25 protein-coding genes are annotated in these 26,358 nt (G+C 65.2%); 6 read left to right on the top strand and 19 right to left on the bottom strand.

Annotated features, from left to right (window positions below):
* Both ACZY0B_RS19385 and ACZY0B_RS19380 read right to left on the bottom strand, forming a co-directional pair.
* Entirely contained in the window at nt 1-417 is a 417-nt protein-coding gene (locus ACZY0B_RS19385) for a DUF5313 domain-containing protein (protein WP_463765830.1), read from the bottom strand.
* 20 nt (nt 418-437) lie between these two features.
* Nucleotides 438-929, bottom strand: coding sequence for a MarR family winged helix-turn-helix transcriptional regulator (locus ACZY0B_RS19380; protein ID WP_463765829.1), 492 nt, complete (start codon nt 927-929; stop codon nt 438-440).
* Nucleotides 930-1,046: 117 nt separating this feature from the next.
* Here ACZY0B_RS19380 and ACZY0B_RS19375 point away from each other — a divergent pair, with 117 nt between their 5' ends.
* Nucleotides 1,047-1,886, top strand: a complete 840-nt coding sequence (locus ACZY0B_RS19375; protein WP_463765828.1) for an SDR family NAD(P)-dependent oxidoreductase — start codon at nt 1,047-1,049, stop codon at nt 1,884-1,886.
* On the opposite strand, the gene ACZY0B_RS19370 is transcribed toward ACZY0B_RS19375, so the two are convergent.
* The 8 genes from ACZY0B_RS19370 to ACZY0B_RS19335 all read right to left on the bottom strand — a co-directional run bounded on the left by ACZY0B_RS19370 (nt 1,883) and on the right by ACZY0B_RS19335 (nt 10,946).
* A complete protein-coding gene (locus tag ACZY0B_RS19370; protein ID WP_463765827.1) occupies nt 1,883-4,330 on the bottom strand; it encodes a CaiB/BaiF CoA-transferase family protein in 2,448 nt (815 codons plus the stop codon). The two genes, ACZY0B_RS19375 and ACZY0B_RS19370, sit on opposite strands and share 4 nt — an antisense overlap.
* A gap of 2 nt (nt 4,331-4,332) precedes the next feature.
* Entirely contained in the window at nt 4,333-5,460 is a 1,128-nt protein-coding gene (locus tag ACZY0B_RS19365; RefSeq protein ID WP_463765826.1) for a M24 family metallopeptidase, read from the bottom strand.
* Nucleotides 5,450-6,694, bottom strand: coding sequence for a M24 family metallopeptidase (locus ACZY0B_RS19360; RefSeq protein ID WP_463765825.1), 1,245 nt, complete (start codon nt 6,692-6,694; stop codon nt 5,450-5,452). The genes ACZY0B_RS19365 and ACZY0B_RS19360 overlap by 11 nt, the downstream gene beginning before the upstream one ends.
* Nucleotides 6,691-7,755 carry an amidohydrolase family protein gene (locus tag ACZY0B_RS19355; protein ID WP_463765887.1) on the bottom strand — a complete coding sequence of 355 codons (1,065 nt, stop codon included), beginning with the start codon at nt 7,753-7,755 and terminating at the stop codon, nt 6,691-6,693. The genes ACZY0B_RS19360 and ACZY0B_RS19355 overlap by 4 nt, the downstream gene beginning before the upstream one ends.
* A gap of 176 nt (nt 7,756-7,931) precedes the next feature.
* Nucleotides 7,932-9,176, bottom strand: a complete 1,245-nt coding sequence (locus ACZY0B_RS19350) for a cytochrome P450 (RefSeq protein WP_463765824.1) — start codon at nt 9,174-9,176, stop codon at nt 7,932-7,934.
* 1 nt (nt 9,177) lies between these two features.
* The gene (locus tag ACZY0B_RS19345) at nt 9,178-9,372 is read right to left on the bottom strand and encodes a ferredoxin (RefSeq protein ID WP_463765823.1); all 195 of its coding nucleotides are present in this window, start codon (nt 9,370-9,372) and stop codon (nt 9,178-9,180) included.
* A gap of 11 nt (nt 9,373-9,383) precedes the next feature.
* Nucleotides 9,384-10,046, bottom strand: a complete 663-nt coding sequence (locus tag ACZY0B_RS19340; RefSeq protein ID WP_463765822.1) for a TetR/AcrR family transcriptional regulator — start codon at nt 10,044-10,046, stop codon at nt 9,384-9,386.
* Between the two features lie 90 nt (nt 10,047-10,136).
* Nucleotides 10,137-10,946, bottom strand: a complete 810-nt coding sequence (locus ACZY0B_RS19335; protein WP_463765821.1) for an SDR family NAD(P)-dependent oxidoreductase — start codon at nt 10,944-10,946, stop codon at nt 10,137-10,139.
* A gap of 137 nt (nt 10,947-11,083) precedes the next feature.
* Between ACZY0B_RS19335 and ACZY0B_RS19330 the strand changes: the two genes are divergently transcribed.
* The 3 genes from ACZY0B_RS19330 (at nt 11,084) to ACZY0B_RS19320 (ending at nt 14,537) form a co-directional block, all read left to right on the top strand.
* On the top strand, nt 11,084-11,968 hold the full coding sequence (locus ACZY0B_RS19330) for a hypothetical protein (protein WP_463765820.1): 885 nt from the start codon (nt 11,084-11,086) through the stop codon (nt 11,966-11,968).
* 74 nt (nt 11,969-12,042) lie between these two features.
* Nucleotides 12,043-12,795 carry an SDR family oxidoreductase gene (locus ACZY0B_RS19325; RefSeq protein WP_463765819.1) on the top strand — a complete coding sequence of 251 codons (753 nt, stop codon included), beginning with the start codon at nt 12,043-12,045 and terminating at the stop codon, nt 12,793-12,795.
* Between the two features lie 110 nt (nt 12,796-12,905).
* Entirely contained in the window at nt 12,906-14,537 is a 1,632-nt protein-coding gene (locus ACZY0B_RS19320; RefSeq protein ID WP_463765818.1) for a multicopper oxidase family protein, read from the top strand.
* Here ACZY0B_RS19320 and ACZY0B_RS19315 read toward each other — a convergent pair.
* The 8 genes from ACZY0B_RS19315 to ACZY0B_RS19280 are packed head-to-tail and all read right to left on the bottom strand — an operon-like array spanning nt 14,534 to nt 23,667.
* Nucleotides 14,534-15,352 (bottom strand): alpha/beta fold hydrolase, encoded by an 819-nt coding sequence (locus tag ACZY0B_RS19315; protein ID WP_463765817.1) that lies wholly within the window; start codon nt 15,350-15,352, stop codon nt 14,534-14,536. The two genes, ACZY0B_RS19320 and ACZY0B_RS19315, sit on opposite strands and share 4 nt — an antisense overlap.
* Nucleotides 15,352-16,344 carry a cyclase family protein gene (locus ACZY0B_RS19310; RefSeq protein ID WP_463765816.1) on the bottom strand — a complete coding sequence of 331 codons (993 nt, stop codon included), beginning with the start codon at nt 16,342-16,344 and terminating at the stop codon, nt 15,352-15,354. Before ACZY0B_RS19310 ends, ACZY0B_RS19315 begins: the two co-directional genes overlap by 1 nt.
* The gene (locus ACZY0B_RS19305; RefSeq protein WP_463765815.1) at nt 16,332-17,159 is read right to left on the bottom strand and encodes a coniferyl-alcohol dehydrogenase; all 828 of its coding nucleotides are present in this window, start codon (nt 17,157-17,159) and stop codon (nt 16,332-16,334) included. Before ACZY0B_RS19305 ends, ACZY0B_RS19310 begins: the two co-directional genes overlap by 13 nt.
* Before the next feature lie 29 nt (nt 17,160-17,188).
* On the bottom strand, nt 17,189-18,493 hold the full coding sequence (locus ACZY0B_RS19300; RefSeq protein ID WP_463765814.1) for an LLM class flavin-dependent oxidoreductase: 1,305 nt from the start codon (nt 18,491-18,493) through the stop codon (nt 17,189-17,191).
* An 18-nt stretch (nt 18,494-18,511) separates the two neighbouring features.
* Entirely contained in the window at nt 18,512-20,209 is a 1,698-nt protein-coding gene (locus ACZY0B_RS19295; RefSeq protein WP_463765886.1) for an FAD-binding protein, read from the bottom strand.
* An 11-nt stretch (nt 20,210-20,220) separates the two neighbouring features.
* The gene (locus ACZY0B_RS19290; protein WP_463765813.1) at nt 20,221-21,138 is read right to left on the bottom strand and encodes a 3-carboxyethylcatechol 2,3-dioxygenase; all 918 of its coding nucleotides are present in this window, start codon (nt 21,136-21,138) and stop codon (nt 20,221-20,223) included.
* A complete protein-coding gene (locus tag ACZY0B_RS19285) occupies nt 21,086-22,804 on the bottom strand; it encodes a bifunctional 3-(3-hydroxy-phenyl)propionate/3-hydroxycinnamic acid hydroxylase (protein ID WP_463765812.1) in 1,719 nt (572 codons plus the stop codon). The genes ACZY0B_RS19290 and ACZY0B_RS19285 overlap by 53 nt, the downstream gene beginning before the upstream one ends.
* Nucleotides 22,804-23,667: an alpha/beta fold hydrolase gene (locus ACZY0B_RS19280; protein WP_463765811.1), complete on the bottom strand. Its 864-nt coding sequence runs from the start codon at nt 23,665-23,667 to the stop codon at nt 22,804-22,806. Before ACZY0B_RS19280 ends, ACZY0B_RS19285 begins: the two co-directional genes overlap by 1 nt.
* Before the next feature lie 127 nt (nt 23,668-23,794).
* Between ACZY0B_RS19280 and ACZY0B_RS19275 the strand changes: the two genes are divergently transcribed.
* A complete protein-coding gene (locus ACZY0B_RS19275) occupies nt 23,795-24,472 on the top strand; it encodes an IclR family transcriptional regulator (protein WP_463765810.1) in 678 nt (225 codons plus the stop codon).
* 14 nt (nt 24,473-24,486) lie between these two features.
* On the top strand, nt 24,487-26,100 hold the full coding sequence (locus tag ACZY0B_RS19270) for an FAD-dependent oxidoreductase (RefSeq protein ID WP_463765809.1): 1,614 nt from the start codon (nt 24,487-24,489) through the stop codon (nt 26,098-26,100).
* A 4-nt stretch (nt 26,101-26,104) separates the two neighbouring features.
* Here ACZY0B_RS19270 and ACZY0B_RS19265 read toward each other — a convergent pair.
* On the bottom strand, nt 26,105-26,358 hold a 254-nt coding region (locus ACZY0B_RS19265), incomplete at its 5' end, for an ATP-binding protein (RefSeq protein ID WP_463765808.1).

The raw sequence follows: 26,358 nt of genomic DNA, 5'->3' as shown, positions 1-26,358 counted from the left end.
TTAGAACGGGCTGCTGTTGTTCTGCCATTCCGCCGATTCGGGTCGCGGCCCGTAACGGCGGATGTAGTCCTCGTGCATCCGTGCCTGCTTGCGGCGGTTGATCACGTCGACCAGGTTCGGGTCCAATCCGTGGTCCGCCAGTCGGTGGCGGCGCCAAACCTTGTTCAGGGCAAGGGAAATCAGTAGCGCCCAGATGTAGAGCGGCGCTGTCATCTCGGTGTGCACGTAGAGCGAGGCGGGTAACAGCCACAGCGGAGCAAGGACAAACAAGGGCGGTATCGCCCACCGCAGCATGTGCCGGCGGACGGCTCCATCGCCGGCCAGATCGTGCGCGACCCAGCTGCGCATCGAGTCGGGCAGGCACCGGCCATACGAATAGCCGATGTATTGCCAGAGATTGGGTTTCGCGGCGGTCATGATGGCTCCTTGAGAGGGTGTCAGGATTGCAAAGCGCCGGCGGCCACAGCGGCCGCGTTGACGCGGGTGAGAACCTGATGCAGGTTCTCGAGTTCGGCCAGCTCGACGCCCAGACGCGCCACGACGGCCGGCGGAATCTCGAGTGCGCGCTGGCGCAAGGCGATTCCGCGTTCGGTGAGCCTGACATCGGTAGTGCGCTCGTCGACGGCATTCTTGGCGCGAGTGATCAGGCCAAGTCCCGCCAAGCGTTTGAGCATCGGCGACAGCGTGGCCGAATCCATCTGTAGGGCGGTGGCGATCTGCTTGACCGACAGCGGAGAGTGGTCCGCCCCGGGCGACTTGCGGTGATCCCACAACGCCAACATCACCAGATACTGCGGATGAGTCAGGCCGAGCGGCTCGAGTAGAGGTCGGTACACCGCCAAGACCGCCCGGTTGGTGGTCGACAGCGCGAAGCACACCTGATGCTCGAGGGCGAGGGGATCGATCTCGCGGGCAGTCAGACTGGCCATGGTTACATAGTGCCCTAATGGTTAGCGTCCTAACAATATGGGATCTCTCACATCCGCCCACGCACTCGGCTGGACCGCGATCGAGTCTTCGGGTCGGGGGTAATACGCTCGGAATCCATGGATGAATTCCAAGGACGCGGAGCAGTCATCACCGGCGGAGCGAGCGGAATCGGCTTGGCCACCGCCACCGAGTTCGCCCGCCGCGGAGCCCGCGTGGTGCTGGCCGACGTCGACAAGTCCGCGTTGGAGCACGCCGTCGCCCGCCTCAAATCCGAGGGTGTCGATGCCCACGGGGTGACGTGCGACGTGCGGCACCTCGAGGAGATGGTTCACCTCGCGGACGAGTCGTTCCGCCTGCTGGGCCAGGTCGACATTGTTTTCAGCAACGCCGGCATCGTTGTCGCCGGTCCGCTCGTGGCGATGACACACGAGGACTGGCGCTGGGTGATCGATATCGATCTATGGGGTTCGATCCACGCCGTCGAGGCGTTCGTACCCAAGTTGATCGAGCAGGGCAAGGGCGGCCACATCGCCTTCACCGCGTCCTTTGCCGGGCTGGTGCCCAATGCCGGACTCGGGGCGTACGGCGTTGCCAAGTACGGCGTTGTCGGCCTGGCCGAGACCCTGGCCCGTGAGGTCAAGGACAACGGCATCGGCGTCTCGGTGCTCTGCCCGATGGTCGTGGAAACCAAGCTGGTCTCCAACTCCGAACGCATTCGCGGCGCGGATTACGGACTCGCCTCAGCGCCCGACGTGACGAGTGCGTTCGGACCGCTTCCGCCGACGCAGGACGACACGGTGTCGGTCGACGCCGTAGCGCGGCTCACCGCCGACGCGATTGCGGCCAACCGGCTCTACATATTGCCGCACGAGGTGGCCCGGGCCTCGGTCAAGCGCAGGTTCGAACGCATAGACCACACCTTCGACGACCAGGCCGCCGAAGGGTGGAAACACTAGCCTGACCGCATCGCGGGTGCCCGACCGATGACTCCGTTGGCTTCCAGCTCCGCTATCTCCGCGGTGCTCAGGCCCAACTCGGCCAGCAGCTCGTGGTTGTGCTGTCCCAGTGTGGGTGCGGGATTCCCGTGAAACAGCTCGGGCCCGCTGGAGAACCTCATCGGCACGGTGCTGAGCCGTGCCCGCCCGTTCAAGGGATGCTCGACTTCTTCGAAGAAGTCGCGAAACGTGAGCTGCTCCATCTCGGTCTGCCGATGTGGTTGCAGGACCTTGGCCACCGGCACGCCGGCGTTCCAGAGGGTCGCGACGATGTCGTCGCGCCCGCGGTTCTCGCACCAGGCAGCGAGGTGCTCGTCAATGGAGTCCTCGTGCATCCGCCGGCCGGCGTCGGTAGATAGCCTGGGATCGGTTGCCCAGGAAGGTGATCCGAGTGCCCGGCAGAGCGTTTCCCACTGCGCGTCGGTTGCCACGGCAATAGCGACCCAGCTGTCGAGCCGGCCGAATTCATCGATGTCGGCACTGCGGTAGAGGTTCTGGGGCGCGGCCGTCGGCCCCCGGTTGCCGGCACGCTCCAGCGCCGCCCCGTATGCCGAGTACTCGATTACCTGCTCGGCGGAGATGCTCAGCGCCGCATCGACCATCGCCGCTTCGACGAACACACCTTCACCGGTGCGGCGTCGATGCTCCAGCGCCAGCAGCAGCCCATTGAGCGCATGCACGCCGGCGCATGCGTCACCGATCGAATACGGGTCGTACGGGGTGCGGTCCGGGTAGCCGGTGAGCCAACTCACGCCGGACGCGGCTTCGATGACGTAGGCGAATGCCGGGTTGTCGCGCCACGGCCCGTCGAGGCCGAAGCCGGGCATCCGCACCATCACCGCGTCCGGCCGAATCGATTTAATGGCAGCGAAATCCAGACCGGCCTGGTCCAGCACCCGCGGTGTGAAGTTCTCCACTACCACGTCACACGTGGCGATGAGCTCACGCAGTAGTTCCTGGCCGCGCACACTCTGCAGGTCGAGTGTCAGGCCCTTCTTGTTGGTGTTCAGGGCCTCGAAGATCGGCGACTTTTCCCACCACTGGTCTTCGGTGATCGGTATGCCGGCGATCAGCCGAGTGCCGTCCGGGCGACGGGTGGATTCGACGTGGATCACCTCAGCGCCGAGCATGGCCAGGAAGTGGGTGCAGAAGGGGCCCGCCCAGAACGTCGTCATGTCCAACACCCGAAGGCCGCTGAACGGCAGCGGCTTTGCCACGCCGGCCGGTTCGGGCCGTGGCGACAGATTCGCGGCGAGGTAATGCTCGGTGTGCTCACCGAGCAGCGGCGCCGGACGCGGCTGACGCAATTGCGCGGGCCGCATCCGATACGGGTGACTCGGCTGCCAGAAGCCGTCGCGCGGATTGCGGACGAATGAATCGCGCTCGACGAACTGATCAATGGAAGTGACATTCGCACCGTTGGCGACGGGCGCGTTGGGAATCCGGAATGCCGTTGCCAGTTCCCGGATTTCGTCGACCGTGGTGGCGGCCAGCCAGGCAAAGATCTCGTCGGCGTAGACGTTGGCCAGCTCGGTGATCGACAGCGGCGACTCCTCGTCGATCCACTCCGGGTGGCCGACCATCGCGCACAAGTCGAACCACTGCTGCGCCGTTCCACACCCCAGATCCACCAGGCCGTCTTTCGCCTGAGCCACTCCGGGCACCGTCGGCCGGCGGGTGTCCCGCCATGGTCGGCCGAGCACCTCGAAGTAGGTGACCGGGTAATACGTGAGGCACAGGATCTGGGTTTCGAGCATCGACAGGTCCAGCAGTTCTCCTGCCCCGCCGTCGATTCGGCGGTATCGCGACGTCAAGGTGGCCGCGCTCGCGTAGGCTCCGGCCAGATACTCGCCGACCTGACCACCGATGAAAACCGGTGCCCGCTCCTGCTCGCCACGCCCGAGCCCGACGATTCCCCCCGACCACGCCTGCAGCGTGAACTCCGTCGCGGCGCGGTCGCGCCAGGGACCTTCCAACCCGAACGGCGTGATCGCGGTGACCGTGAGATGCGGGTGGCGGCCATGGATGGCGCGTGGCGTGAAGTCCGGGTGCTCGGCGACTTTCGAACCCGCAGACCAGACCACCGCGTCCGCCGCTGCCAGTAGCCGGTTCACCAGGCCGGCGTCGGCGTCCTCGGCGGGATTGGCGACGACACTGTGTTTTGCGCCGGCCAGGAAGCTGAACAGCGCACCGTCACCGCCGGCCGGGATAGCGGCACCCGAGGCCGACCACGAGCGCAGCGGATCACCCTCTGGCGATTCGACTTTGACGACGTCGGCGCCGCCGTCGGCGAGCAACTTGGTGCAGTAGGCGCCCGCTATACCGGAAGACAAATCGATCACCGTGTAGCCGGCCAGCGGGGGTTCGACGCGGTGCTCGGCTGCCGGCTCCAAGGGGTCAGGCATGGCTAGGGCTGCCAGAACGGGCTCGCGGTGAGCACTTCGGAGCCGTCGGCGGTGATCAGGACCGCTTCCCGCCCGAACACCGCGCCGACTCCTTCTTCCCACACGTAGCCCGTCACGGCGAGCACCATCCCCGGCTCCAGACGTTCCTCGGCCGCTGTCGCGGGTAGGTGCTTGGAAACGACGGGTGGATCGAACCCCATGCCCAGGCCCCGGGCCACCGGCATCGGCGGCTCCGGCTCCCCGGCCGCCTGGTAGGCGGCAAGCAGTTCGCCCGCTCCCGCACCAGGCCGGCAAACGGCGATCAGCTTGCCCCACAGGCTCTCCCAGCGACCGTACAGGGCCGCGGCGCCGTTGGGGGCGTGCTTCCTGTCCGCCGGCCAGGTCCGTCCCACCTCACCGACATAGCCGCCCGCCAGGACTCCGGCGGAGAATGCCACCAGATCGCCGTCCTCGATCCGACCGTCGCCGTCGGCGCGTCGCCACGGGTGTGTACGCGAAGTCACCCATGCCACATCTTGATTCGACGGAGTGCTCACGCCGCCGGCCGCCGAGGCCTCCAGCAAGACGCCGGCCAGCGCCTGTTCGCGCACGCCGGGCCGCAACTCGGCGACCGCGGCTGCCAGAGCCGATTCGGCCACCGCGACGGATTCCCGCAGCGCGGCTATCTCCTCGGCCGTCTTGATCCGGCGGGCGGCCCGCATGGCCAGCTCCCCATCGACCAGTTGCGCGTTGGGAAACGCGGTTGGCAGCAGCTTGGCGAAAACCGGTGAGAGCGCATCGGTTCCGACGCGTCGGGCGGTTGCCGCACCGTCGATGCGGCCCAACGCCGCCATGGTGTTCATTGGATTCCACGAGATGCCGTAGAGGTTCTCGTGCGGGATGTCTTCGGGAATGCCCTCGTCCCAGGTGCTGAGGAGGTGCACGGCACCGGAATCCCGCACCAGCACGCATGTCGGACCGAACGGCCGGGTACCGGCGACCCACAGTTGCGGCGCCCCGGTCACGTAGCGGACATTGGCCTGCCGGCCAAGGACCAAGACGTCGAGATCGTGTGCCGCCATTTGCTCTAGCGCCCGCTGGCGACGCCCCGAGCGCAGCGTGCGCTCGTCGGGCAGGACTTCAGTTGCCATAGGGGTCATAGGGATAGTTGGTCAAACGAATCCAGCCTTCCTCGGTAATCACCAGGACCTCTTCGCTGCGATAGCCGCCGGTGCCGTCTTCCCACACCACCGGCTCCAGTACCAGCACCATTCCGGATTGAAGGACGAAATTCTCGTCGAAGTCCTGACCGAGATCTGTTCCGATCATCGGCATTTCGGCGGCGTTGACGCCGATGCCGTGGCCCAGGTAGAAGTGCGGCAGCCACGGCTTGGTGCCGCCGTTGGCCTTGATGGCGGCCCGGCCCAGATCTGCGGCGGTGGCACCGGCCTTGGCGACACCGAGCACCGCGCTCATGATCTCGAACCATTTGTCGAATTGCGCCTGCTGACGCGGCGACGGGTCGCGGCCGACGATCCAGGTGCGCCCAAAGTCGGAGCAGTAGCCCTGGTAGGTGATGCTGACGTCGGTCCACAGCACGTCACCTTCGACCAGCTCACGCTCAGTGGTCAGCAGTGGCAGCGCCAAGTCGCCGTGCGTGGTCCACACGCCCTCTGCCTTGCTCGGCGGCATCACCTGCCAGATCGGTTCGAGCATGCTGGCCGTGGCCCCTAACTCGAAGGCACGTCGCAAAAAGCTTGCCGACAAATCGATCTGACGGATTCCGGGCGCCAGCTGCTTTTGGACTTCGACCATGGCTTCGTCGGTGATCCGGATGGCGGTGCGCATGCACGACAATTCATCCGGGGTCTTGACCGCCTTGGCCGCACTGACGACGGCCGCTGCGTCGACGGGAGCGCCGTTGGGGAACAACAGGTTCGCGGCACGAGACATCGCGCCGGTGCACTCGTCGACCGCAATCACCGCTCCGGCTGGAATCAGGCAGGCAATCGTCTGTGCGAAATTCGCTACGCCTTCTTCGAATTCAAGATAGACGGGCCCGTGCAAGTGATCGGCGGGCAAGTCGGACTCCTGCGACGCTCCCTCGCGGAACGGCAGGAACAGATGCGGCCACTCGTCGTTGGCGACCACCACGGCCACCGGTCGCTCGACGTAGGACAGGCCGGCGTCGCCGAGCGGCCAGCTGGCGCCGGTGGCGTAGACCACGGCGTTGTTGCCCAGCAGGATCATCGCGTCGACGCCGCGGTCGGCCATGGCCGACCGCAACCGGGCCCCGGTCTCGCGACGTAGACGACCCAAGTCGGGTATTTCGGGAATCACCAGTCCGTTACCGGTGCTGGTGTCCAATTGCGCGAATGTCGTCACTGCAGACCCAAGAACTTCGTGATGTTGTCGCTGACGATCTTCGCCGCGTTCGCCGGCCCAACGGCGTCGACAACGGCTTTCAGCGACTTTTCCGAATAACCGTAGGTGCTTTCGTTGTGCGGGTAGTCGCTGGACCACATCACCTTGTCCACCCCGATCTGGTCGATCAGCGCCAAGCCCAGCGGGTCGACCATGAACGATGCGCTCATATGATTGTCCCAGTAATAGCGCACATCGTGTTCCAGCGGCCGGTTGAACATGTGCTGGTAGGACGCCACCAGGTGCTCGGCGTCCTGCAGCGCCCATGGGACCCAGGCAATGCCACCCTCGAACCAGCCCAGGCGCAGCGACGGGTGCCGGTCGAGGATGCCGCCAAAGATGTACTTGGCGAACGTTTCCCGGAATCCGTCGATGTTGATCATCATGCCCACCACGACGCTGTTGAACTCGGTCGGACTTTTCGGCGGGGTTTCGCCGATGTGGTGTGTGATCGGTAGGCCGGACGCCTCGATCTCGTCCCAGACAGGGTCCATCGAAGTGCTGGAATAGTCGATCGGGTTACCGTCGTCGTCCTTGCCCGGGTTCAGCGGCATCAGGAACGTCTTGAGCCCCAACGACTTCAGCTCTTCGAGCGTCTTCCTGGTGCCCTGCGGATCCCACCAGTTGATCAGCCCGGCACCGTAGAAGTGGCCGTTGGAGCGCTCCTGCAGCTCGGCGATGTATTCGTTGTAGATTCGGAACGCCAGTTCACGAAGTTGCTTGTCGGGGTAGTGGAACAGCGCAAGTATCGCGTTGGGGAAGGCCAGTTCCTTCTCGACGCCGTCGTCATGCAACTCCTGGATCCGGGCCTCGATGTTGGTGCTGGCGGCTCCGGGCAGGTCGTCGTACTGCATCAGCACCGCGCTGAAGTCGCCCGGCAGAAATGACTGCCCCTTGCGCCCGACTTGGTAGGCGCCGTCCTCGTACCAGATCCGCGGAGCCTTCTCCTTGAGATCTTCTGGGAAGCGCTCGTAGAAGATGTCGTCGGCCAGGGAGATGTGGTTATCGGCCGAGAAGACCACGGTCCCTTCGGGCAGGCCCACATCGCTGTCCGCGGCGTGGCCGCGGCGGTCCTTCGGAGCGCCGTAGCCTCCGGGCGGGTAGAGCGAAGCGGTGGTTGTCGGCGTTGACATTATTGACCCTCCATTCGGATCGGGATGTGAAGCGTGATCATCTCGGGCTGCTCAATGAATTTCGCTTACCAGGTAACCGGCAGTTCGTAAACGCCGTAGGCGAGCCGGTCGTGTTTGAACGGGATGTCTTCGATCGGTACGGCCAGCGCCATGGTCGGGATACGGCGGAAGAGCGTGTGGAAAACGATTTGCAGCTCCGCCCGCGCCAGTTGCTGACCCACGCACTGATGGCGGCCGTAACCGAAAGCGACATTGCGGTCGGCCCCGGAGCGGTGCAGGTAGAGCCGATCGGGCTCGGCAAAGGCGTCCGCATCCCAGTTCGCCGGAGCCAGGTCGATGATGATGCCGTCGTGCGCGCGGATGGTCTCTCCAGCGATGTGGATGTCTTCCAGGGCGACCCGGCGCTGACCGTTCTGGATGATGCTGAGGTAGCGCAGCAACTCCTCGACCGCGTTGGCGATTATCTTGGGCTCGTCGGCATTGCGGATCACGGCGGCCTGGGCGGGATTCTGCAGCAGGGCAAGCACTCCCAGCCCGATCATGTTCGCCGTCGTCTCATGCCCGGCTATCAGCAATCCGGTGCCGAGCTGCGCGGCCTCTTTCACGCTGAGCTCGCCGGCCTTGACCCGCTCGGCAAGGTCGGAAACCGCGTCCTCCGCAGGGTTTTCCATCTTTGCTTCGACGAGCTGAGCCAGGTACTTGTGCAGGCTCATCGCGCCTTTCATGGTGTCCTCGGCGGCGGCGTAGCGAGCGAGGCCCACATTGGCGTGATGCTGGAACATCTCGGCGTCCTCGTAGGGCACGCCGAGCATCTGACTGATCACCAAGGACGGGACCGGCAGTGCGATCGCGGAGACGACGTCCGCCGGCTGCGGCCCGGCCAGCATCGTGTCGATGTGGTCGTCGGTGATCTGCTGGATCGTCGGCCGCAGGCCTTCCACGCGCCGGAAGGTGAACGGCTTCGACAGCATCCGCCGGAAGCGGGTGTGCTCGTCGCCGTCGGCGGTGAACACCGACCGGGGCCGCTTGTGCACGGTCGACAACATGCCTTCGTTCCAGTGCGGAAAGCCGGGCACCCGGTCGTCGACGCTGACCCGAGAATCCGAGAATAGTTCGCGCACTTGCTCATAGCCAGTGATCAGCCATGGCGTGCTGCCGTCCCAGATCCGGACCCGCGACAGCGGCCGCTCTTCGGCCAGCGCCATGACGTCCGGGGGTGGGGCGAACGGGCAGCGCGGGTCGCGGGCCATCGGGTAGTCCGGGATCTCGGGAACGACCTCGGTTGTCGTGCTCGTCAGTGCGTCTGACATTTCATTCCTCGATGTAGATGGCCTGTGCCGGGCACGCCGCGGCTGCCTGGCGTGCCCCTTCGGCCTGCTCGGCGGACGGGTGTTCATTGAGCAGCATGACGACGCCGTCCTCGTCCCGCTGGTCGAACACCTCGGGTGCATTCATCACGCAATTGCCCGAGGACGCGCAAATGTTCTGGTCGACAGTCACTTTCATCAGCATGCTCTTCATTCGTACGGAGTTACCGGCGCCAGCCACAGGCCCACAATCGCATCGATGAGCCCGAATGCGGCTGCCCGCCAAGAGGGTTGGGCCATCGGAGAACCTGCAGCGAGAGCACGTTCGCGGTCGGCGCAGGTGTGCATCAATAGATTTCGGGCCATGATGTTGCGTTCGAAGTGCACATCGGCCGGCAGGTTGGGCAGGCAGCGGTTGAAGCCATCGACGACCTGGACCAGCGACGGCGAGCTCAGGGCACCCTTGACGATGATGTTGTAGTAGGCCGGGTCGGTCATCGCCTGCGCGGCGAAGCGCGCGTACCAGGTGGGGTTGCCGAGGTCGTCCAGGTGATCGGTGAGTGGGCGCACCAAGCAGGCTACCCAGGCTCGCAGTTCGCCCGACCTGCCCGATGCCTCTAGCTCGGACACCATCTGCTCGCGCAACTCCTCGACGGGTCCGCGGTGCTTCTCCTCGATGGCGCGCACCAGGTCGGCCTTGGTGCCGAAGTGGTAGCCCACCGCGGCGTTGTTGCCCTGCCCCGCGGCCTCGCTGACCTGCCTGTTCGACACCGCGAACACGCCGTGCTCGGCATACAGGCGTTCGGCCGCCACCAGGATCGCCTCCTGCGTGGAGCTGGCGCGTTCGGTGCGAACGCTCCTGGCCGTGGTCATTGGCTCAGTCAACCTCGCCTACCTGTTTAAGTCAAGCGCTTGATTTAAATAGATTGGCCGCGCACCCGCCACGACCTCGAGGCCGTTGGGTCATCCCTCGCGCGTCTTGGTCCGGATCGGCTTGCCGGCCACCGTCCCGCCGTCCACCGGCAGCACGGTTCCGGTGACATAGCGCGACCGGTCGGTTCCGAAATACAGCGCCGCCTCGGCGACGTCGTCGGGCGTGCCCTCGCGCTTCAGCGGGCGGTCATCGCGCATCCCCGCGCGAATCCGCGCCTCGAACCGCTGCAGCTCTTCCGGATCCATGCCCGCCGCCGACTTCCCCAATATCGGCGTGGGTATGCTGCCCGGAGCGATGGCGTTGACACGAATCTCGTAGCGCGCCAACTCAATTGCCGCTGACTTGGTGAACTGGATGACGGCTGCCTTGGACGCGCGATAGATCATTACGCCACCGCCGGCCTGGATGCCGCCGATCGAGGTGATGTTGATGATCGACCCGCCACCGTTTTCGGCCATGTGCTTCGCGGCATCTCGGGTGCCCGCCATCACGCCCAGCACGTTGACGCCCATCACGCGGTGGAAATCGGCCAGGTCGTCGTCGAGCAACTTCCGTAGAGGGCTGGAAACCCCGGCGTTGTTCACCATGACGTGCAGTCCGCCGAACTTCTCGACGGCAGCGGTCACCAGCGCCCCCACCTGTTCGGGATCGGAGACGTCCGTCTTCTGGAACAAAGCGCTGGCACCTAGGTCCGCAGCCAGGGCCGCACCTCGATCGGCCTCGATGTCGGCGATGACGACCCGCGCGCCCTCTGCCACAAACCGCTCCACGAGGCCTCGACCGATGCCCGACGCCCCGCCGGTGACGATGGCGACCTTGCCATCCAATTCGTTAACCACACGGAGAGTTAATCGGCGTCCACGGGTTTAAGTCAAGCAGTTGATTTAAGACAATGATCGTCACGCTCAATCAGCAAACATTCGGCTTCGTCGGCTCCGGGTCTGGCTAATGTTTGGCGCATGAGCGAGCGGCGCCGATGAATCCCGATACCTTTTGCACCTCCGACGAATGGAGCATGATCGCGTCGGCGGCGTCGACGTCGCAGCTCGCCGGGGTGCTCGGCGGGTTCCTCATCACCGCGATCGCATTGCTGTTCGACCGCAGCAGCCGAGAAGGCGTGCACACCCTGGCGTTGTTCGCATCGGCGGTGCTGATCCTGATGCTCAGCAGCTTTCTGTTCAGCCTCATCAGCGGCACTCACCCGCCGGACAACGGCGACCGCCAGGCCATCTGCGGGATCGCCTGGACCCAGGGCGATCTGGCGACCGGCATGCTCGCGGCGGGCACGACCGCGCTGTTCGGCGGACTGGGCTGGATGCTTGCCAGCCACGCGGTGAACAAGGTGCCCAGGGAGGCCCCCCAGGAAGACACCGACATCCGCGCCTACTGTTTCCTCGCCGACCTCGGCGGGTGGCTGACCTTCGGCGCGGCAATGGCGACGACGTTGATCATGAGCGAAACGAGCATCGACTACCTGCATTTCGTGCTCGGTCACCGGCCCGCGCTCTGGCTGACGGGGACGATCGTGACGTTCTGCGCGCTGATGATCCTGCTCGATTTCGTGGTGGTCTATATCCGCACGAAAAACCTCAACCGCTCGCTGGCCAATACCGCCGAGCCAACGCAGTTGGCGTTGCGGTCGATCAAGGTCGCCACGGTGGGAACGTTGTTCCTCGCCGTCGCCGCGTCATGGCTTGCCATCACCCTGGCACGCCTTCCAGTCGGCTGGCTGACGACCCCCAACCGCGCCTTCGTCATGTTCGTCTTCGGGCTCGCGCTCGTCGTACCGACGATCATCTCGACCGCGGCGTGCTACTCGGTGGCCAGCACCGACGACGGGATCGCCCGGCGTTTCGCCTAGCGGGGGTTCCGGTCAGACAGCGGAGACGCCATGCTGAATACGGCAGTTCATCGGGAGACTGGAAGGGCGTACTCATGAAGATTTTGGTAGTCGGTGGCAGCGGGCTGATCGGATCGCAGGTTGTCGGCATGCTGACCGAGCTGGGCCACGAGGCTGTGCCGGCATCGCCGCGCTCGGGTGTCAACTCCATCACCGGCGAAGGCGTCGCCGAGGCCGTCGCCGGTGTCCACACGGTGGTGGACGTTTCGAACTCACCGTCCTGGGCCGACGACGACGTGCTGGAGTTTTTCACCACCTCCACCCGCAACCTGCTCGAGGCAGAGCGCGCTGCCGGCGTGGCACACCACGTCGCACTCTCGATCGTCGGAGCCGAGCGGTCGCCCGACAGCGGCTACATGCGGGCCAAGGTCGCCCAGGAGAAGGTGCTCGTGGAATCGGGGTCTCCGTATTCGATCGTGCGGGCGACGCAGTTCTTCGAATTCGTTGGCGGCATTGCCGATTCGCTGGCCGATGGCGACACGGTCCGCGCGCCGCACGGAGCATTCCAGCCCATTGCCTCGGCGGATGTCGCCACGGCCGTCACCCGCGCTGCAACTGGCGATCCGACCAACGCGGTGATCAACATCGCCGGCCCGGAAAAGCAAGGCATGGACGACTTCATCCGGACCTGGTTCGCCGCAACTGGCGATACCCGCCAGGTGGTCACCGACCCCGATGCCCGCTATTACGGTGCGGTGCTCGACGACCGCAGCATCGTCCCCATCGACGGCGAAAAACTGACCGTCTACCCCACCAACTTCAGCGACTGGATACCGTCCCGGGCCTAGGCCGGTTGAGGCAGGGGAACACTCCTACATGTCAATGGTTGCGTTCTGGCTAACTCCCTAGCACGGTATAACTCGCCGGGCACGTATCGACCGACGACGAGGAGCGATCAATGCCGCTACCCACCAGTGGGGTTCGGATCGACGGGGCGCGGCTTACCCGGCGCGGCTTCATGGCAGCCGGTATCGCGGGTGGATTGACCCTGGCGGCCTGCGGCCACTCCGAGTCGCAGGCACCGAGCAGTGCCACCAAGATGGCGGCCGCGATCGCTGCAGCGGAAGCGGCGCGGCCCCACAGCGGCCGCACGGTGACCGCCAGTTTGACTCCGCAGCTGGCCCAGATCGACCTGGGCGGGCCGGTCGTCCGGACGCTGGCCTTCGGCGACAAGCTCCCCGGACCGTTGATCCGGGCTACCGTCGGCGACGAGCTTGTGGTCAAGGTCTCGAACAAACTCGACCATCCGACATCGGTGCATTGGCACGGTATCGCGTTGCGCAACAACATGGATGGCGCGGAGCCGGCCACACCGAACATCGAGGCCGGTCAAGAATTCACCTACCAGTTCTCCGTGCCGAATTCGGGAACCTACTGGGCCCATCCGCACACCGGCCTCGACGAAGACATGGGTCTCTACCTGCCGGTGATCATCGAGGATCCTACGGAGGGTGATTACGACGTCGAATGGGTTGTGGTCCTTGATGACTGGACCGACGGCATCGGAAAGAGCCCGCAGCAACTCTACGAGGAGCTCACGAACCCGAACAAGCCCAGCATGTCCAACATGCCCGCCGCACCCGAGACGACCTCGTCATCCCCCACCACCTCGACGACCTCCACCACGTCCACGACCGAGACGACGTCGACAACCCCGACAACGTCGACGAGCCCGACAACGTCGGTGGCGGCGATGCCGACAGCCAAGGTTGGTAACAGCGACCTGCTTGGCGGCGACGCCGGAGACATCCCCTATCCGTACTATCTGATCAACGGCCGAATTCCCGCGGCTCCCACCAGTTTCAACGCGAAACCGGGCCAGCGAATCCGGATTCGTTTCATCAACGTCGGTTCCGACACCGCATTTCGCGTCGCGTTGGCCGGCCACACCATGACGGTCACCCACACCGACGGTTATCGCGTCGTGCCCAGGCAGGTCGACGCCCTGCTCATCGGGATGGCCGAACGGTACGACGTCATCGTGACCGCCGCCGACGGCGTCTTCCCACTGGTAGCGCTCGCGGAAGGTAAAGGCTCGCTGGCGCGTGCGCTGCTGTCCACCGGACAAGGCAGCCCGCCCGATCCGCAGTTCCAACCGGCCGAACTCACCAAACGCGTGGGGACCGTCGACATGTTCACCGCCGCAACGTCGGCCATGCTGGGGCGGCCCCAACCGGGTCTCGACCTTCCGGTCGTCCTGGGCGGCAACATGATCCAGTACGACTGGACGATCAACGGCGAGCCCTACAGCAGGACCAATCCGCTCCACGTTCAGCAGGGTCAACGGCCCACGATCACGTTCGACAACACCACGATGATGTATCACCCAATCCACCTGCATGGGCACACGTTCCAGCTGATCAACTCCGACGGATCTCTCGGCGCCCGCAAGGACACCGTGATCGTGCTGCCCAAACAGAAGATCCTCGCCGTCCTGGTGGCCGACAACCCCGGCGTGTGGCAGATGCATTGCCACAACACCTACCACCAAGTCGCGGGAATGATGACCCGGTTGGAATACGTGTTCTAAGAAGCCAGGAATTCCAGCAGCAAATCGTTTGTCGTCGGCGCCTGCTCGATCTGTGGACAGTGACCGGCGTTGGCGACGACCGCCGAGCGGGCGCCGTCGATCTGCTTGGCGATCTGGGCGGCCCAGCCCGACGGTAGCAGCTTGTCCTCTCCGCCTTCGATGAGAAGCGTTGGCACACAGATGCGTTCGTAGGCTCGCGTGGTCGACGGGGTCGGGGGCCGCGACGAACCCGGACGGCGGAAACGCGCCGCGGCCACCGCCTCCCATGCCCCTGGCGCGGTGCTCGACTCATGGCGGCGCCGCACGTATTCCTCGTCGGCCGGATACCCGGCGTCGTAGAACAGTGCCTCGACGATGCTGCGCATGGCCGCAAACGTCGCGTCGTACTCCTGCAATGCCTCAAAGTACTTGTTCTGCTGGATCTCTCCGCCTCCGCAGATGATCATCAAGCTACGGACCGGCAGCCGAGGCGCCTCCGACGTGGTGTCGTTGAGAAGGTTGATGGCGCCCATGGAGTTGCCGGCGAAATGCGCCGAGTCGATGCCGAGCACCTCGCAGAAGCGGGCGATGTGGCGTATCCGCATCCCGCGGCCGTCGACGAAGTCGATCACCTTCGCCGAACTTCCATACCCCAGCATGTCCGGGGCCAGCACTCGATAATGCGCGGCCAGCGCGGAAATATTGCGTTCCCAACCGAGTTCGGCGCTGGCGCCGAACTCGCCGCCGTGCAGGAGCACCAGGGGATCTCCTTCGCCGGCCTCAAGGTAGCCGGTGGTAAGGCCATCCACCAGCATGGTCTTGCGCGCGAAGTCCATCACTTGATCGCGATCGGGTTGACTGGGGAGCCGACTGCGCCCACCACCCGCAGGGGCGGGGCGACAAGCTGGAACTCGTAGACGCCGTCGGCCGCGCAGTCCGCTGCCAGCGCGGTGAGATCCCAGTATTCGCCGAAGATCATCCCCATGTCGCGCAGGCAGAGCAGATGCAGCGGGAAAGTGACCCCTTCGACTCCGGATTCCAGGTCTTCGACCTGAAGGTTGTCTGCGGCCACGGCGGCGATCTGGTGATCGTGCAGCCACTGGGCACATCGCCAGTCCAGTCCGGAATACCCTTCCGTCTTGTTTCCGGTCATGAGAAACCTTGTCCACCAACCGGTCCGGATCAGCACAATGTCGCCTGGCCCGATTGTCACGCCCTGCGCGCGGACCACGTCGTCGAGTTCTTCCGGGGATATCGGGTTTCCGGCCTCCAGGAAGACCTCCGCCCCGCGATGGCGAACCAAGTCCAGCAGCACACCGCGCGACGTGATGCCCTTGACGTCGACCTTGTCGATGCCGCAGTGGTAGGCGCCCAAGCTGGTCACCGAATCCGCGGGGAACCCGTTGTAGAGGAAATCGTCGTAGTAGACGTGGGACAGCGCATCCCACTGGCTTGCCGCCTGCAACGGCATGATGATGATGTCGTCGTTGAAGCGGAACGGGTTGTCGGCCGTCATGTAGCTACTCAGCTGCTGGGCCAACGGATTACGGGGCCAGTTCGGCCCGTACTTGGCCAGCGTGTTCACATCGCCGCCGTCGACAGTCATGATGTGCACCGGGTTATGCCGAAACTCGAAGGCGCCCTGCGGCCCGGAAGCACCGAAGTCGACGCCGAGCGGGAACACCTTGCCATGCTTGACCAGGCTCGCTGCTTGGGCGACCTTGTCCGCGGTGATGAAGTTCAGGGTGCCGAGCTCGTCGTCGTCCCCCCACCGCCCCCAATTGGAGACGTCACTCGCGACCCGCCGAAAGTCAGTCAAGTCGGCCATGGGGCCCGTCCTTCCTCGAGTTCACGGGCGATCGCGGCGCCCACGTTTCCGCCGTCGACCCAGAGGATCTGTCCCGTGATGTAGCTGGCTGCACGACTATTCAAGAAGAGCAATACCGCAGCCTGCTCGGCGGGGTCGGAAACCCGCCCCAGAGAGTTGGGAATGTCGTCGAGGAAGCCCTGTCCGTACGCCGTCCGCAGCTGATCAAGGATCGGGGTCTCGGTGACCCCGGGGCCGGAGCAGTTGATGCGGATACCGTTGGCACCCAACACCGTGGCGCTGCGCATGGTGTAGAGGATGATCGCTTCCTTGGACAGTTGATAGCCGTTGCCCAACTCGTCGGGATGGGCCTGACACCATTCGATGCCCTCTTGCATCGTCGCGGTTTTCAGCAGCGGCGCCACGGCTTCCACATGCTCTCGATAGGCGGCCGCCGCGAGCGAGGACACGCTCACGATGGAAGACCCCGCGGCCATCTTCGGAACCAGCGCCTCGGTCACCTGCCGCAGGCCCAGGAAGTTGATCGTGGCGACCAGCGTCGGGTTGCCGATCCCGGAGGAGACACCGGCGACATTGAAAAGCGCGTCGATGCGCCCGCCGATGGACGCTACGGCACCGTCTATCGACTCCGGGTCAGCCAGGTCGACTTCATGAAACTCGTTGACCTCGAACGGCGGTCGGCGCTTGTCCAGCCCGATGACCTCGGCCCCGAGTTGGGTGAGCTGTCGTACCACCTGTTCGCCGATGCCCGACGCACATCCGGTCACCACCGCGCGGCGGCCGTCGTATCGCCATAGCTCGTCGATTTCGCCCACGCCTTCCTAAATCCAGGGGCCGTCCGGAATCATTTGCCGCGCTCCTCCTTTGCGCGCTGCGCCGCCTGAACGCGGCCCTCGTTGATCTCCGCCATAGCCTCGGGAATCTCGCTGGCAGTGAACTTACCGCCACGACCGGTGGGCAGGCCGCCGAAGGAGTAGTTTTCATCGAACTTCGGTGCGGTCGACTTGGGCCGTCGCGCCTCGACCTTCTCGATGACGGGCTCGAGCCGCTTGGCCTTCTCAGCGACCGCCTTCTTATCGCGCTCGATGAATTCGGGCAGCACCTCTTTGCCCATCAGCTCGATGGACTCCATCGTGCCTTCGTGGCTGCGCGGATTGAGCAGCAGGATGATCTCGTCGACGCCGCTCTCCTCGTAGCCGCGCAGGAATTCGCGCACGGTGGCCGGGGATCCGATCGCGCCACGGCCGGGGCCGTAGGCCAGCGTCGGGTCTTTTTCGACCTCTTCGAGGTAGCGCTTCCACACCCCGGTCCGCCCGGGGGTGTGCACGCCGGTCATGTAGTAGTGCATGATGCCGAACGAGAAGAACCCGCCGCCCTGGCCGAGGCGTTGCAGGGCTTGCTCATCGGTCTTGGCGACCATCATCGACAGGTCACCACCGATGGCCAGGATGTTCGGGTTGATCCGCGGCGTGACCGGCACGCCGTTCTCCTCGAACTCCTTGTAGTAGCCGTTGACCCGCTCGGTCAGCGGCCCGGGACCGGTGTAGGCGAAACTCAAAGCGCCAATGGCTTTTTGGGCGGCCATCTGCACGCTGGCCGGCCGGGTGCAGGCGACCCAGACGGGGGGATGTGGCTTCTGCAGCGGCTTGGGCACCACGTTGCGGGCCGGCATCTGGACGTGCTGGCCATCGAACCCGGAGAAGGGCTCTTCGATCATGCATCGGATCGAGACCTCGAGCGCCTCTTCCCACTGCGCGCGCTTGTCGGCGGGATCTATGTTGAACCCGCCCAGCTCACCGACCGAGGAGGATTCGCCGGTGCCGAACTCGACGCGCCCGTTGGACAGTAGGTCAAGGGTGGCAATGCGTTCGGCGACCCGCGCGGGGTGATTCACCAAGGGCGGCAGGTGCATGATGCCGAATCCGAGCCGGATGTTCTTGGTCCGCTGGCTGGCCGCGGCCAGGAATATCTCCGGCGCGGTGGAATGGCAGTACTCCTCCAGGAAGTGATGCTCGGTCAGCCAGACGGTCGAGAACCCCGCCTTGTCGGCGGCCTCCACCTCGTCCAGACATTCCTGCAACATGACATGTTCGTCATCCGGCACCCACGGGCGCGGCAGAGCGAACTCGTAGAACAGTGAAATTTTCATTGTTACCTCCTCAAGAGACTAGGCCTGGCTGGCAAGGTGTTTCGCGGCGATAAAGCCGAACGTCATGGCGGGACCGATGGTCGCCCCGGCGCCCGCATAGCTGCGGCCCATCACCGGCGCGGAGGTGTTACCCACCGCGTACAACCCGGGCACGACGGTGCCGTCGGGACGTACAACTCGGGCATATTCGTCGGTCAACAGACCACCGGAGGTCCCGAGATCGCCGAGAACGATTCGAAACGCGTAGTAGGGCGGGTCACCCAGCGGATACAGATTGGGGTTGGGCAGGGTCGGATCGCCGTAATAGTTGTCGTAGACGCTGTCCCCTCGGTTGAAATCGTCGTCGTGACCCTGGTTCGCGAGCTCGTTGAAACGCGCTGCGGTTGCCCGAAGTTGGGCGGCCGGGACGCCGATCTTTCCGGCCATTTCGTCCCAGTCGGTCGCCGCTTTCACCACGCCGGATTCCAGCCAGGCCGACGGAACCTTGCGGCCGGTGGGCACCGGAGCGCCGGGGATTTTCGGGATCGGTAGGTGGCCGCCGACGACGTAGCGGTTGAAGGATCGGTGATCGGTGATCAGCCAGCATGGGATATGGGTGACCCCGGACTGCTGTCCGTCGATCATGGCGTGGCCGAAGTCCATATACGGGGCGGCCTCGTTGATGAAGCGCTTGCCGTCGCCGTTGACGATGAATTGGGACGGCATCATTCGCTCGTTGAGCATGAATTGCATTCGGCCGTCCGGCCATTGGATGGCCGGGAACCACCACGCCTCGTCCAGAAGATCGGTTGCGGCGCCCACCTTTTGGCCCGCGCGGATGCCGTCGCCCATGGCGGCCGGGTTACCGAAGCTCCAGTCCTGGTCCACAACAGGAAGCTGCTCCTTGCGCCAGGCAAGGTCGTGATCGAAGCCACCGGAAGCCAGGATGACGCCTCGGCGCGCACCGATCCGCTGCTTGGCGCCGTCCCGTTCGAGCACCGCCCCGGTCACCGATCCGCCTGTGTCGGTGAGCAACTCGGTCATTGGAGCGTCCAGCCACAGCGGGATGCCGCTCTCTCGCATCGCGAGCCGCAGCCGTGCGGCCAGCGACTGTCCGATCGCGGCCATCCGCTCATTGAAGACTCTAGCCTTGACCATCCGCCAGATCAGTTTCACCAGCACGCCCTTGCCGGCCCACGACTGCCTGATTCGGTAGAAGGTCCGAAGGTCTTTGGGGCCCAGCCAGATTCCCCGGGGAGCAAGCGCCAGCGGCTGCAGCAGCGTCTTCTCGTCTGCGCCGAGCTTCCGTAGATCGATGGCCGGGACATTGATTGTGCTACCGAGTTCGGAGCCACCGGGCAATTCCGGGTAGTAATCGGCATAGCCTGGCTTCCAGACGAATTCGAACCATCCGGAAAGCCCTTCGAGGAACTCCAGCATCTTCGGGGCGGACTCGACGTACTGCCGGATGCGCGCCTCGCTGACCAAGCCTCCGGTGATCTTGAGCAGGTACTCGACCACGCCTTCGGGATCCGGCGAGTAGCCCTCCCGGCGTTGCGAGGGCGCGCCAGGTACCCAGATGCCGCCTCCGGACAGGGCGGTGGAACCGCCGAAATGGGAGGACTTTTCGACCACCAACGTGTCCAGTCCGGAAGCGTGCGCGGTCAGGGCGGCAGTCATGCCGCCACCGCCAGACCCGACGATCAACACGTCGACGACGTGATCCAAGCCGGTCATGTCCGCACCGGTCATGTCGGCATCGCCGTCCTGATCGCGAACCCGGCGATCAATTCCTCGGCCGGTCTGTAATAGCGCAGCGCCGTCGCATACTCGCCTGCGGTTTTCAGCGCGGCGAAAGCCGCTATCCACGTGCGCACTTCGTGCGCGGAGGTACCGCCCTCGTAGAGCACGAACGAGTTCGACCAGAGGTCGAACTCGGTGAGCCGGCCGCCGTCGATGATCTCCAGGAAGCGGTGGTCCCACGCCGGGTTGAGAGGTTGCAGATCACTGCCGCCGCCGGCGAAGGCCTTGGCCGCCTCGACGACGGCGATCTGCCTGGCTTGCCGCTGCTCGGGTGTCATCGGCCGGCCCTGCACGATCCGCTCCAGGACCGCGTCAGTCGCGGTCGCCAGGGTCGGCACCGGCGGACTGTGCGAGAGTCCACCGGATCCAATCACCAGGACCCGCTTGTCCAAAGTGGCTAGGTAGTTGCCCACGGCGGCGCCCAGCGCCCGGCAACGGTGCAGCGGTCCCAACGGCACCGCAACCGCATTGATGAAGACCGGTATGACGGGACGCGCCAGCGCGTCCCCGAACAGCTTCTCCAGCGGCTGGACAGTCCCGTGGTCGACGTCCATGCTGGCCGATACCGCTACGTCGATGCCCGCGTCGAGCACGGCCTCCGCGCACTGCGAGGCCAGGCCCGTCGGAACATCCAGCGGACCAGCATGCGTGCCGTAGTCGCCAACTCCGTTGGCGTTCAGGCCGATACAGAACGGTGGCATCGCCTTGTAGAAGAACCCGTTGTAGTGATCCGGAGAAAAGATGACGACGAGTTCGGGATCGTAATCGCGGACGAATTCCCGAGCCTGCGCGATGGCGCCTTCGATGTCGTCAAGCAGGTCCCGCGACGGCCCCGGAAGATTCAGGAGCGGGCTGTGGGACATACAGCACAGAGCCATTGCCACTGTCGACATCACCCCCTCCCGGGATGAGCGTGAGGGCGTCCAGCAACGATGCGCTGAGCTCGGGAGAGAGCTGGGCGATACAGGCACCCGCAATGCAGCGATCGGGACGCAGGAACACCACCGATTCGGAGTGCACGTCGAACCAGGATTTGAGCCCACCGGTGCGGTCGCCGACGATGATGACATCCGGATCGTCGTGTCCGGGCCAGTGCAGCTGAGTCAACGGCCGCAGCGCAACAAACCGTGCGCCCAGCGCTTTCCACTTCGCAAACGCCTCGTCGCCGAGAATCCTGCGTGGGTTGTTGTTCCAGCACAGCAGAGCGAACCCCGGGCCCAGCACGTCGTCCAGCAGGACATCTTGCTCAGTCCGGGTATCGACCCGTGGCTGAATGAACAGCGTCCCGACGGGCGATTCGGTGCGCGCTTTGGGATTCGCCGAGTGCACGACAGCCCCATGCTCGTAGCGCGGCATCGGCTTGAACCGCATCTCGAGCACATATCGCTTGAGCGTGGGCACAATTGACGCCGAACGCACCAGCACGTCGCGCGCGGTGGCGACTCGACGGTTGGTCGGCGAGATGACCCGGCCCACCATGGTGGAAAGGTCGATCATCGCGCGCGCGTGCTTGCGGCGCTCCATGTCGTAGGTGTCCAGCAATTTATCGCCGGCCCGGCCGTTGACCACCGCGGCCAGCTTCCAGCCCAGGTTCGCCGCATCCCGGATACCGCTGTTGTAGCCCTGCCCCTGCCACACCGGCATCAGGTGCGCGGCGTCGCCGGCCAGCAGCAGCCGGCCGCTGCGGAACGCCCCGGCGATTCGCGAGTGATGGGTGTACACGCGGCGCCGGATCACGTCGACCCGGTCGGGCTGCGGCACCATGCGGGCCAGCATCTGCTCCAGGAACGCCGGATCCTCTGCCTGCTCGTCGGTCTCGTCGGCGTGAATCATGAACTCGAAGCGCCGAATTCCGTGCGCGATCGAAATCGAGGCGTATGGACGTTCGGGGTCGGCACCGACCTCGCTGTTCGGATGGCCCAGCGGATCGTTGGCGATGTCCACCACCAGCCAGCGCGTCGATGATGTCGTCCCGTCGAAGGACACGCCCATCACCCGCCGGGTCATGCTGCGGCCGCCGTCACAGCCGACGACGTAGCGGGCCCGCACCGTGGTGCTGGCCCCTTCACCGCCGAGCTCGACCGTGACCGCGTCGGCGGTTTCCTTGCAGCCCGTCATCGGCCGGCTCCAGCGCACCTCGACACAGTCGAATCTGCGCAGACCGGCCAGCAATTCGGCGTCGACGAGCGGTTGGACGAACCCGTTGCGCTTCGGCCAACCGAAACGCGCGTCGGGCGGGGCCATTTCGGCTAGCACCCGGCGCTTGCCGTCGAAGAAACGCAGAATCTGGTTCGGGACCGTATGCGGCAGGACACGGTCGACCAGGCCGATCGACTGGAAGGTTCGCAACGACTCATCGTCCAGGCCGACCCCGCGCGGGTAGTCGATGAGCGTGTCGCGTTCGTCGACCAACAGCGTTCGGACACCTTGCAGGCCAAGGATATTAGCCAGGGTTAGACCGACCGGGCCCGCGCCGACGATGACAACGTCGACATCTGCTACTGGTGGCTGGGGCCCGCCGGTTCCCATCAGCGGCCCAGCAGGAAGTCGAGATGCAGCTGGTTGAAGGTCTTGGCGTCCTCGTATTGCGGCCAGTGGCCACAACCGGGCATCACCTCGAACCGCGCGCCCGGAATCATCGATGCCATGCGGCGTCCCTCTGTCACGTCGGCGGTGGGGTCGTCACTGGTCCACAGCACCAGCGTCGGTGCGATGATGGAGCCGTATTCGTCCGGGCCGAGGATGTTGCGCGCACGAATCTCGGGGTCCTGCAATGCCATGATGTCGCTCATCGCGGAGACGAATCCCGGTTGGCGATAGACCCGTTGGCGACTGGCGACCAGGTCGTCGTAATCCTTGGACTTGTCGGCCATCAGCCATTTGATGCGTGCTTGCACCGTTTCCCAGGTCGGGTCCTCCGCGGCCGCCATGGACAGCGTGATGATCCGTTGCATCACCGCGGGATCGGCCTGGGAGCCACCGGCGGTGTTAAGGACCAGTCGCTCAACCACATCCGGGTTGTCGACCGCGGTACGGGCGGCCACCCAGCCGCCCAGTGATTCGCCGCTGAGATAGGCGCGGTCCACACCGATGGTGCGCAGCACGGCCATCAGGTGCTCGACATAGTGGGCGACTTCCAGCGGGTGGCCCGGCTTGTCGGTATACCCGTGGCCCAGCATGTCGATCGACCAGGTCCAGAAATGCTCGGCATGCGCGCCCAGATTGCGCACGTAGGCCTCGGCGTGGCCGCCGGATCCGTGCAGGAGCATCAGTACCGGCTTACCGGGATCACCGGCACGCAGGTAGCGGGTCTTGACTCCCCCGGCGTTGAGATAGCCCTGCTCAAACGCGACACCCTGGAGATCGCTCCAGATGCTCTCGAACTCCGCCACGGTTCCTCTCTGACCACTACTGGTGGAAATCTGGTTCTCGCTTTAGACTTACCTGGTGTGCGAATATCGCACACTGGCGTGCGTTATATAATAGAGCTTCGCTCTCGCAGGGAGGTCTGTCAAGGCTGTGACGGCTTCGGGTACCGGCTCGCAGACGCTGGCCAGGGGAATCACCGCGCTGCAGATGGTCGCGGATTCCCCCGCTGGGCTGACCGTGCAGCAGCTCGCCGACCAGGTCGGAGTGCACCGGACGATCGCCTATCGCCTGCTGTCGACATTGGCCCAATTCCGCTTGGTGGCCAAGGGCGAAGACGGGCGTTACCGGCCGGCCGCCGGCCTGGCGGTACTCGGCGCAGCGTTCGACCGCAATGTGCGCCAACTGAGTCTGCCGACGTTGCGTGCCCTGGCCGACGAGCTTGGCACCACGGTGTCGTTGCTGGTCGCCGAGGGCGATCAACAGGTCGCGATCGCGGTGATCGTGCCGAGCCACGTCGCCTACCAACTGTCCTTCCACGAGGGCAGCCGGTATCCGCTGGACCGCGGCGCCGCCGGAATCGCCTTGCTCGCAAGCCTTCCGCCGCGTCCGGGCGAGCGGGATCTGGTGTCGCGGGCGCGCGAGCGTGGGTGGGTGACGACCTACGGAGAGATCGAACCGAATACGTATGGCCTGGCCGTGGCGGTCCACCGCCCAGCGCCGTCCCCGCCGACCTGCATCAACCTCATCTCCCATCGGGAAGACGTCGTCATGCGCGGCAGGGATGCGGTCGTCAAAGCCGCGAAGCAGTTGTCCGAACTCCTGAGCTGAAGGGACAGCAATTGATGTCTTGGGACTCCGAAGTCGATGTCGTCGTGCTCGGCACTGGCGGGGCCGGGCTCACCGCCGCACTGTCCGCGGTGGCAGCCGGCGCCTCCGTCGAGGTGTTCGAGAAGGCGCCGACAGTCGGCGGGACCACCGCGGTGTCGGGTGGCGTCGTGTGGATTCCCGCCCATAACCGTTCTCCCGGCGGCGAATTGACTCAAGACGCCGCGTTGCAATACCTGCGCGCGCAGTCCCTGGGCACTATGGACGATGCTCTTGTCGAAACGTTCGTGCGGACCGGACCGGCCATGCTGGAATTCGTCGAGGGGCACAGCGGCCTGCGTTTCGAGATCGCTGCCGGCTTCCCCGACTACCGGCCGGAACTGCCGGGCGGACAACCGACCGGAGGCCGGTCACTGAGCGCGGGGCCGTTCGATCTGAACCAAATCGGTGAGTGGGGCGGCCGAATCACCTCGTTTCCCGCCGACTGGTCCAACGTCGGTATCGACGCCGAAACGCGGGCGCGCTTGCACGTGACGGTCGAGGAAGGCAGCGATCTGTGCGTCGCCGGCACCGCGCTGATCGCGGGGCTGCTCAAGGGGTTACTCGACGCCGGGGTCACACCGCACACGAACGCCCGGGCCGAAGAGCTCATCGCCGAGGACGGAGAAATCGTCGGGGTGCGCATCGCGCTGTCCGGGCAGAGCGTCAACGTGCGTGCGCGCCGCGGAGTCGTGTTGGGTGTCGGCGGATTTGAATGGGATCCGGGCCTGGTGCGGGCATTCCTGCGCGGCCCGATGCACGGGGCGGTCTCCCCGCCGAACAACACCGGTGACGGGTTGCGGATGGCGATGGCACATGGCGCGGATCTGGCGAACATGGGCGAAGCGTGGTGGGTGCCGATCGTGCAAATCCCCGACGACACCATCGAGGGCCACCAGCGCAGCCGTAGCGTGCGGCTGGAGCGAACTCGGCCGCGGAGCATCATCGTCAACCAGGCCGGGCACCGATTCGTCAACGAGGCCTGCGATTACAACTCGATGGCCGGCGCGTTCCACTACCTGGATCCCCGCGGCGGGTACGTCAACGATCGCGGATGGATGGTCTTCGATTCAGTTCACCTGCAGCGCTATGGATTTCTGGGCATCGCGCCCGGGGAGCCGGTTCCGGACTGGTTCTGCGAGTCCGCGGACCTGGGCGAACTGTCCGCCAAGACGGGTATCGACGCCGAGGGCCTGATCCGCACGATCGACGGGTGGAATCGCCATGTCGCGGCCGATGCCGACCCCGACTTTGGCCGCGGTTCCAGTGCGTACGACGGCTATTGGGGCGACGACAGCGCCACCACCGCCGCCGGAAAGACGCTCGGCCCGATCGACACCGCACCCTATTACGCGGTGCCGGTGTGCATCGGCGCGATGGGCACCAAGGGCGGGCCGCGCACCGACTACGACGGCCGCGTGCTCCACGTCAGCGGGGAACCCATCCCGGGCCTGTTCGCGGCGGGTAACACGATGGCCGGCGCGACCGGCCGCGCCTACGGCGGCGCCGGCGGAACCATCGGTCCGGCAATGGTTTTCGGATACCGTGCGGGTTACGCTGCCGCCACCGGGAAATCGGTCGACCTGCAGTAGCGGTTCACGACTTCAGCGGCACTTCCACGCAGATGTGAGTGCCCACCGCAGTGTCGAGGAAAACGAACACGCCGCCGGCTGCGTCCACCCGGGCGCGATGCGACGCCAGCCCGATGTGCCCCTCCCCCAATCGGCGTGCCATGGTCTCGGTGTTGAATCCCACCCCGTCGTCGACCACATGCAGAACACATCTGTGGTCGGTGACGCCGAGCGTGATCGATGCCTGGCCGGCGTGCGAGTGCTGCACGACATTGGACA

Source organism: Mycobacterium sp. IDUB_19 (assembly GCF_055419445.1).
The sequence above is the reverse complement of the archived record's forward strand: the minus strand, read 5'-3'. Positions and strand labels throughout refer to the sequence as shown.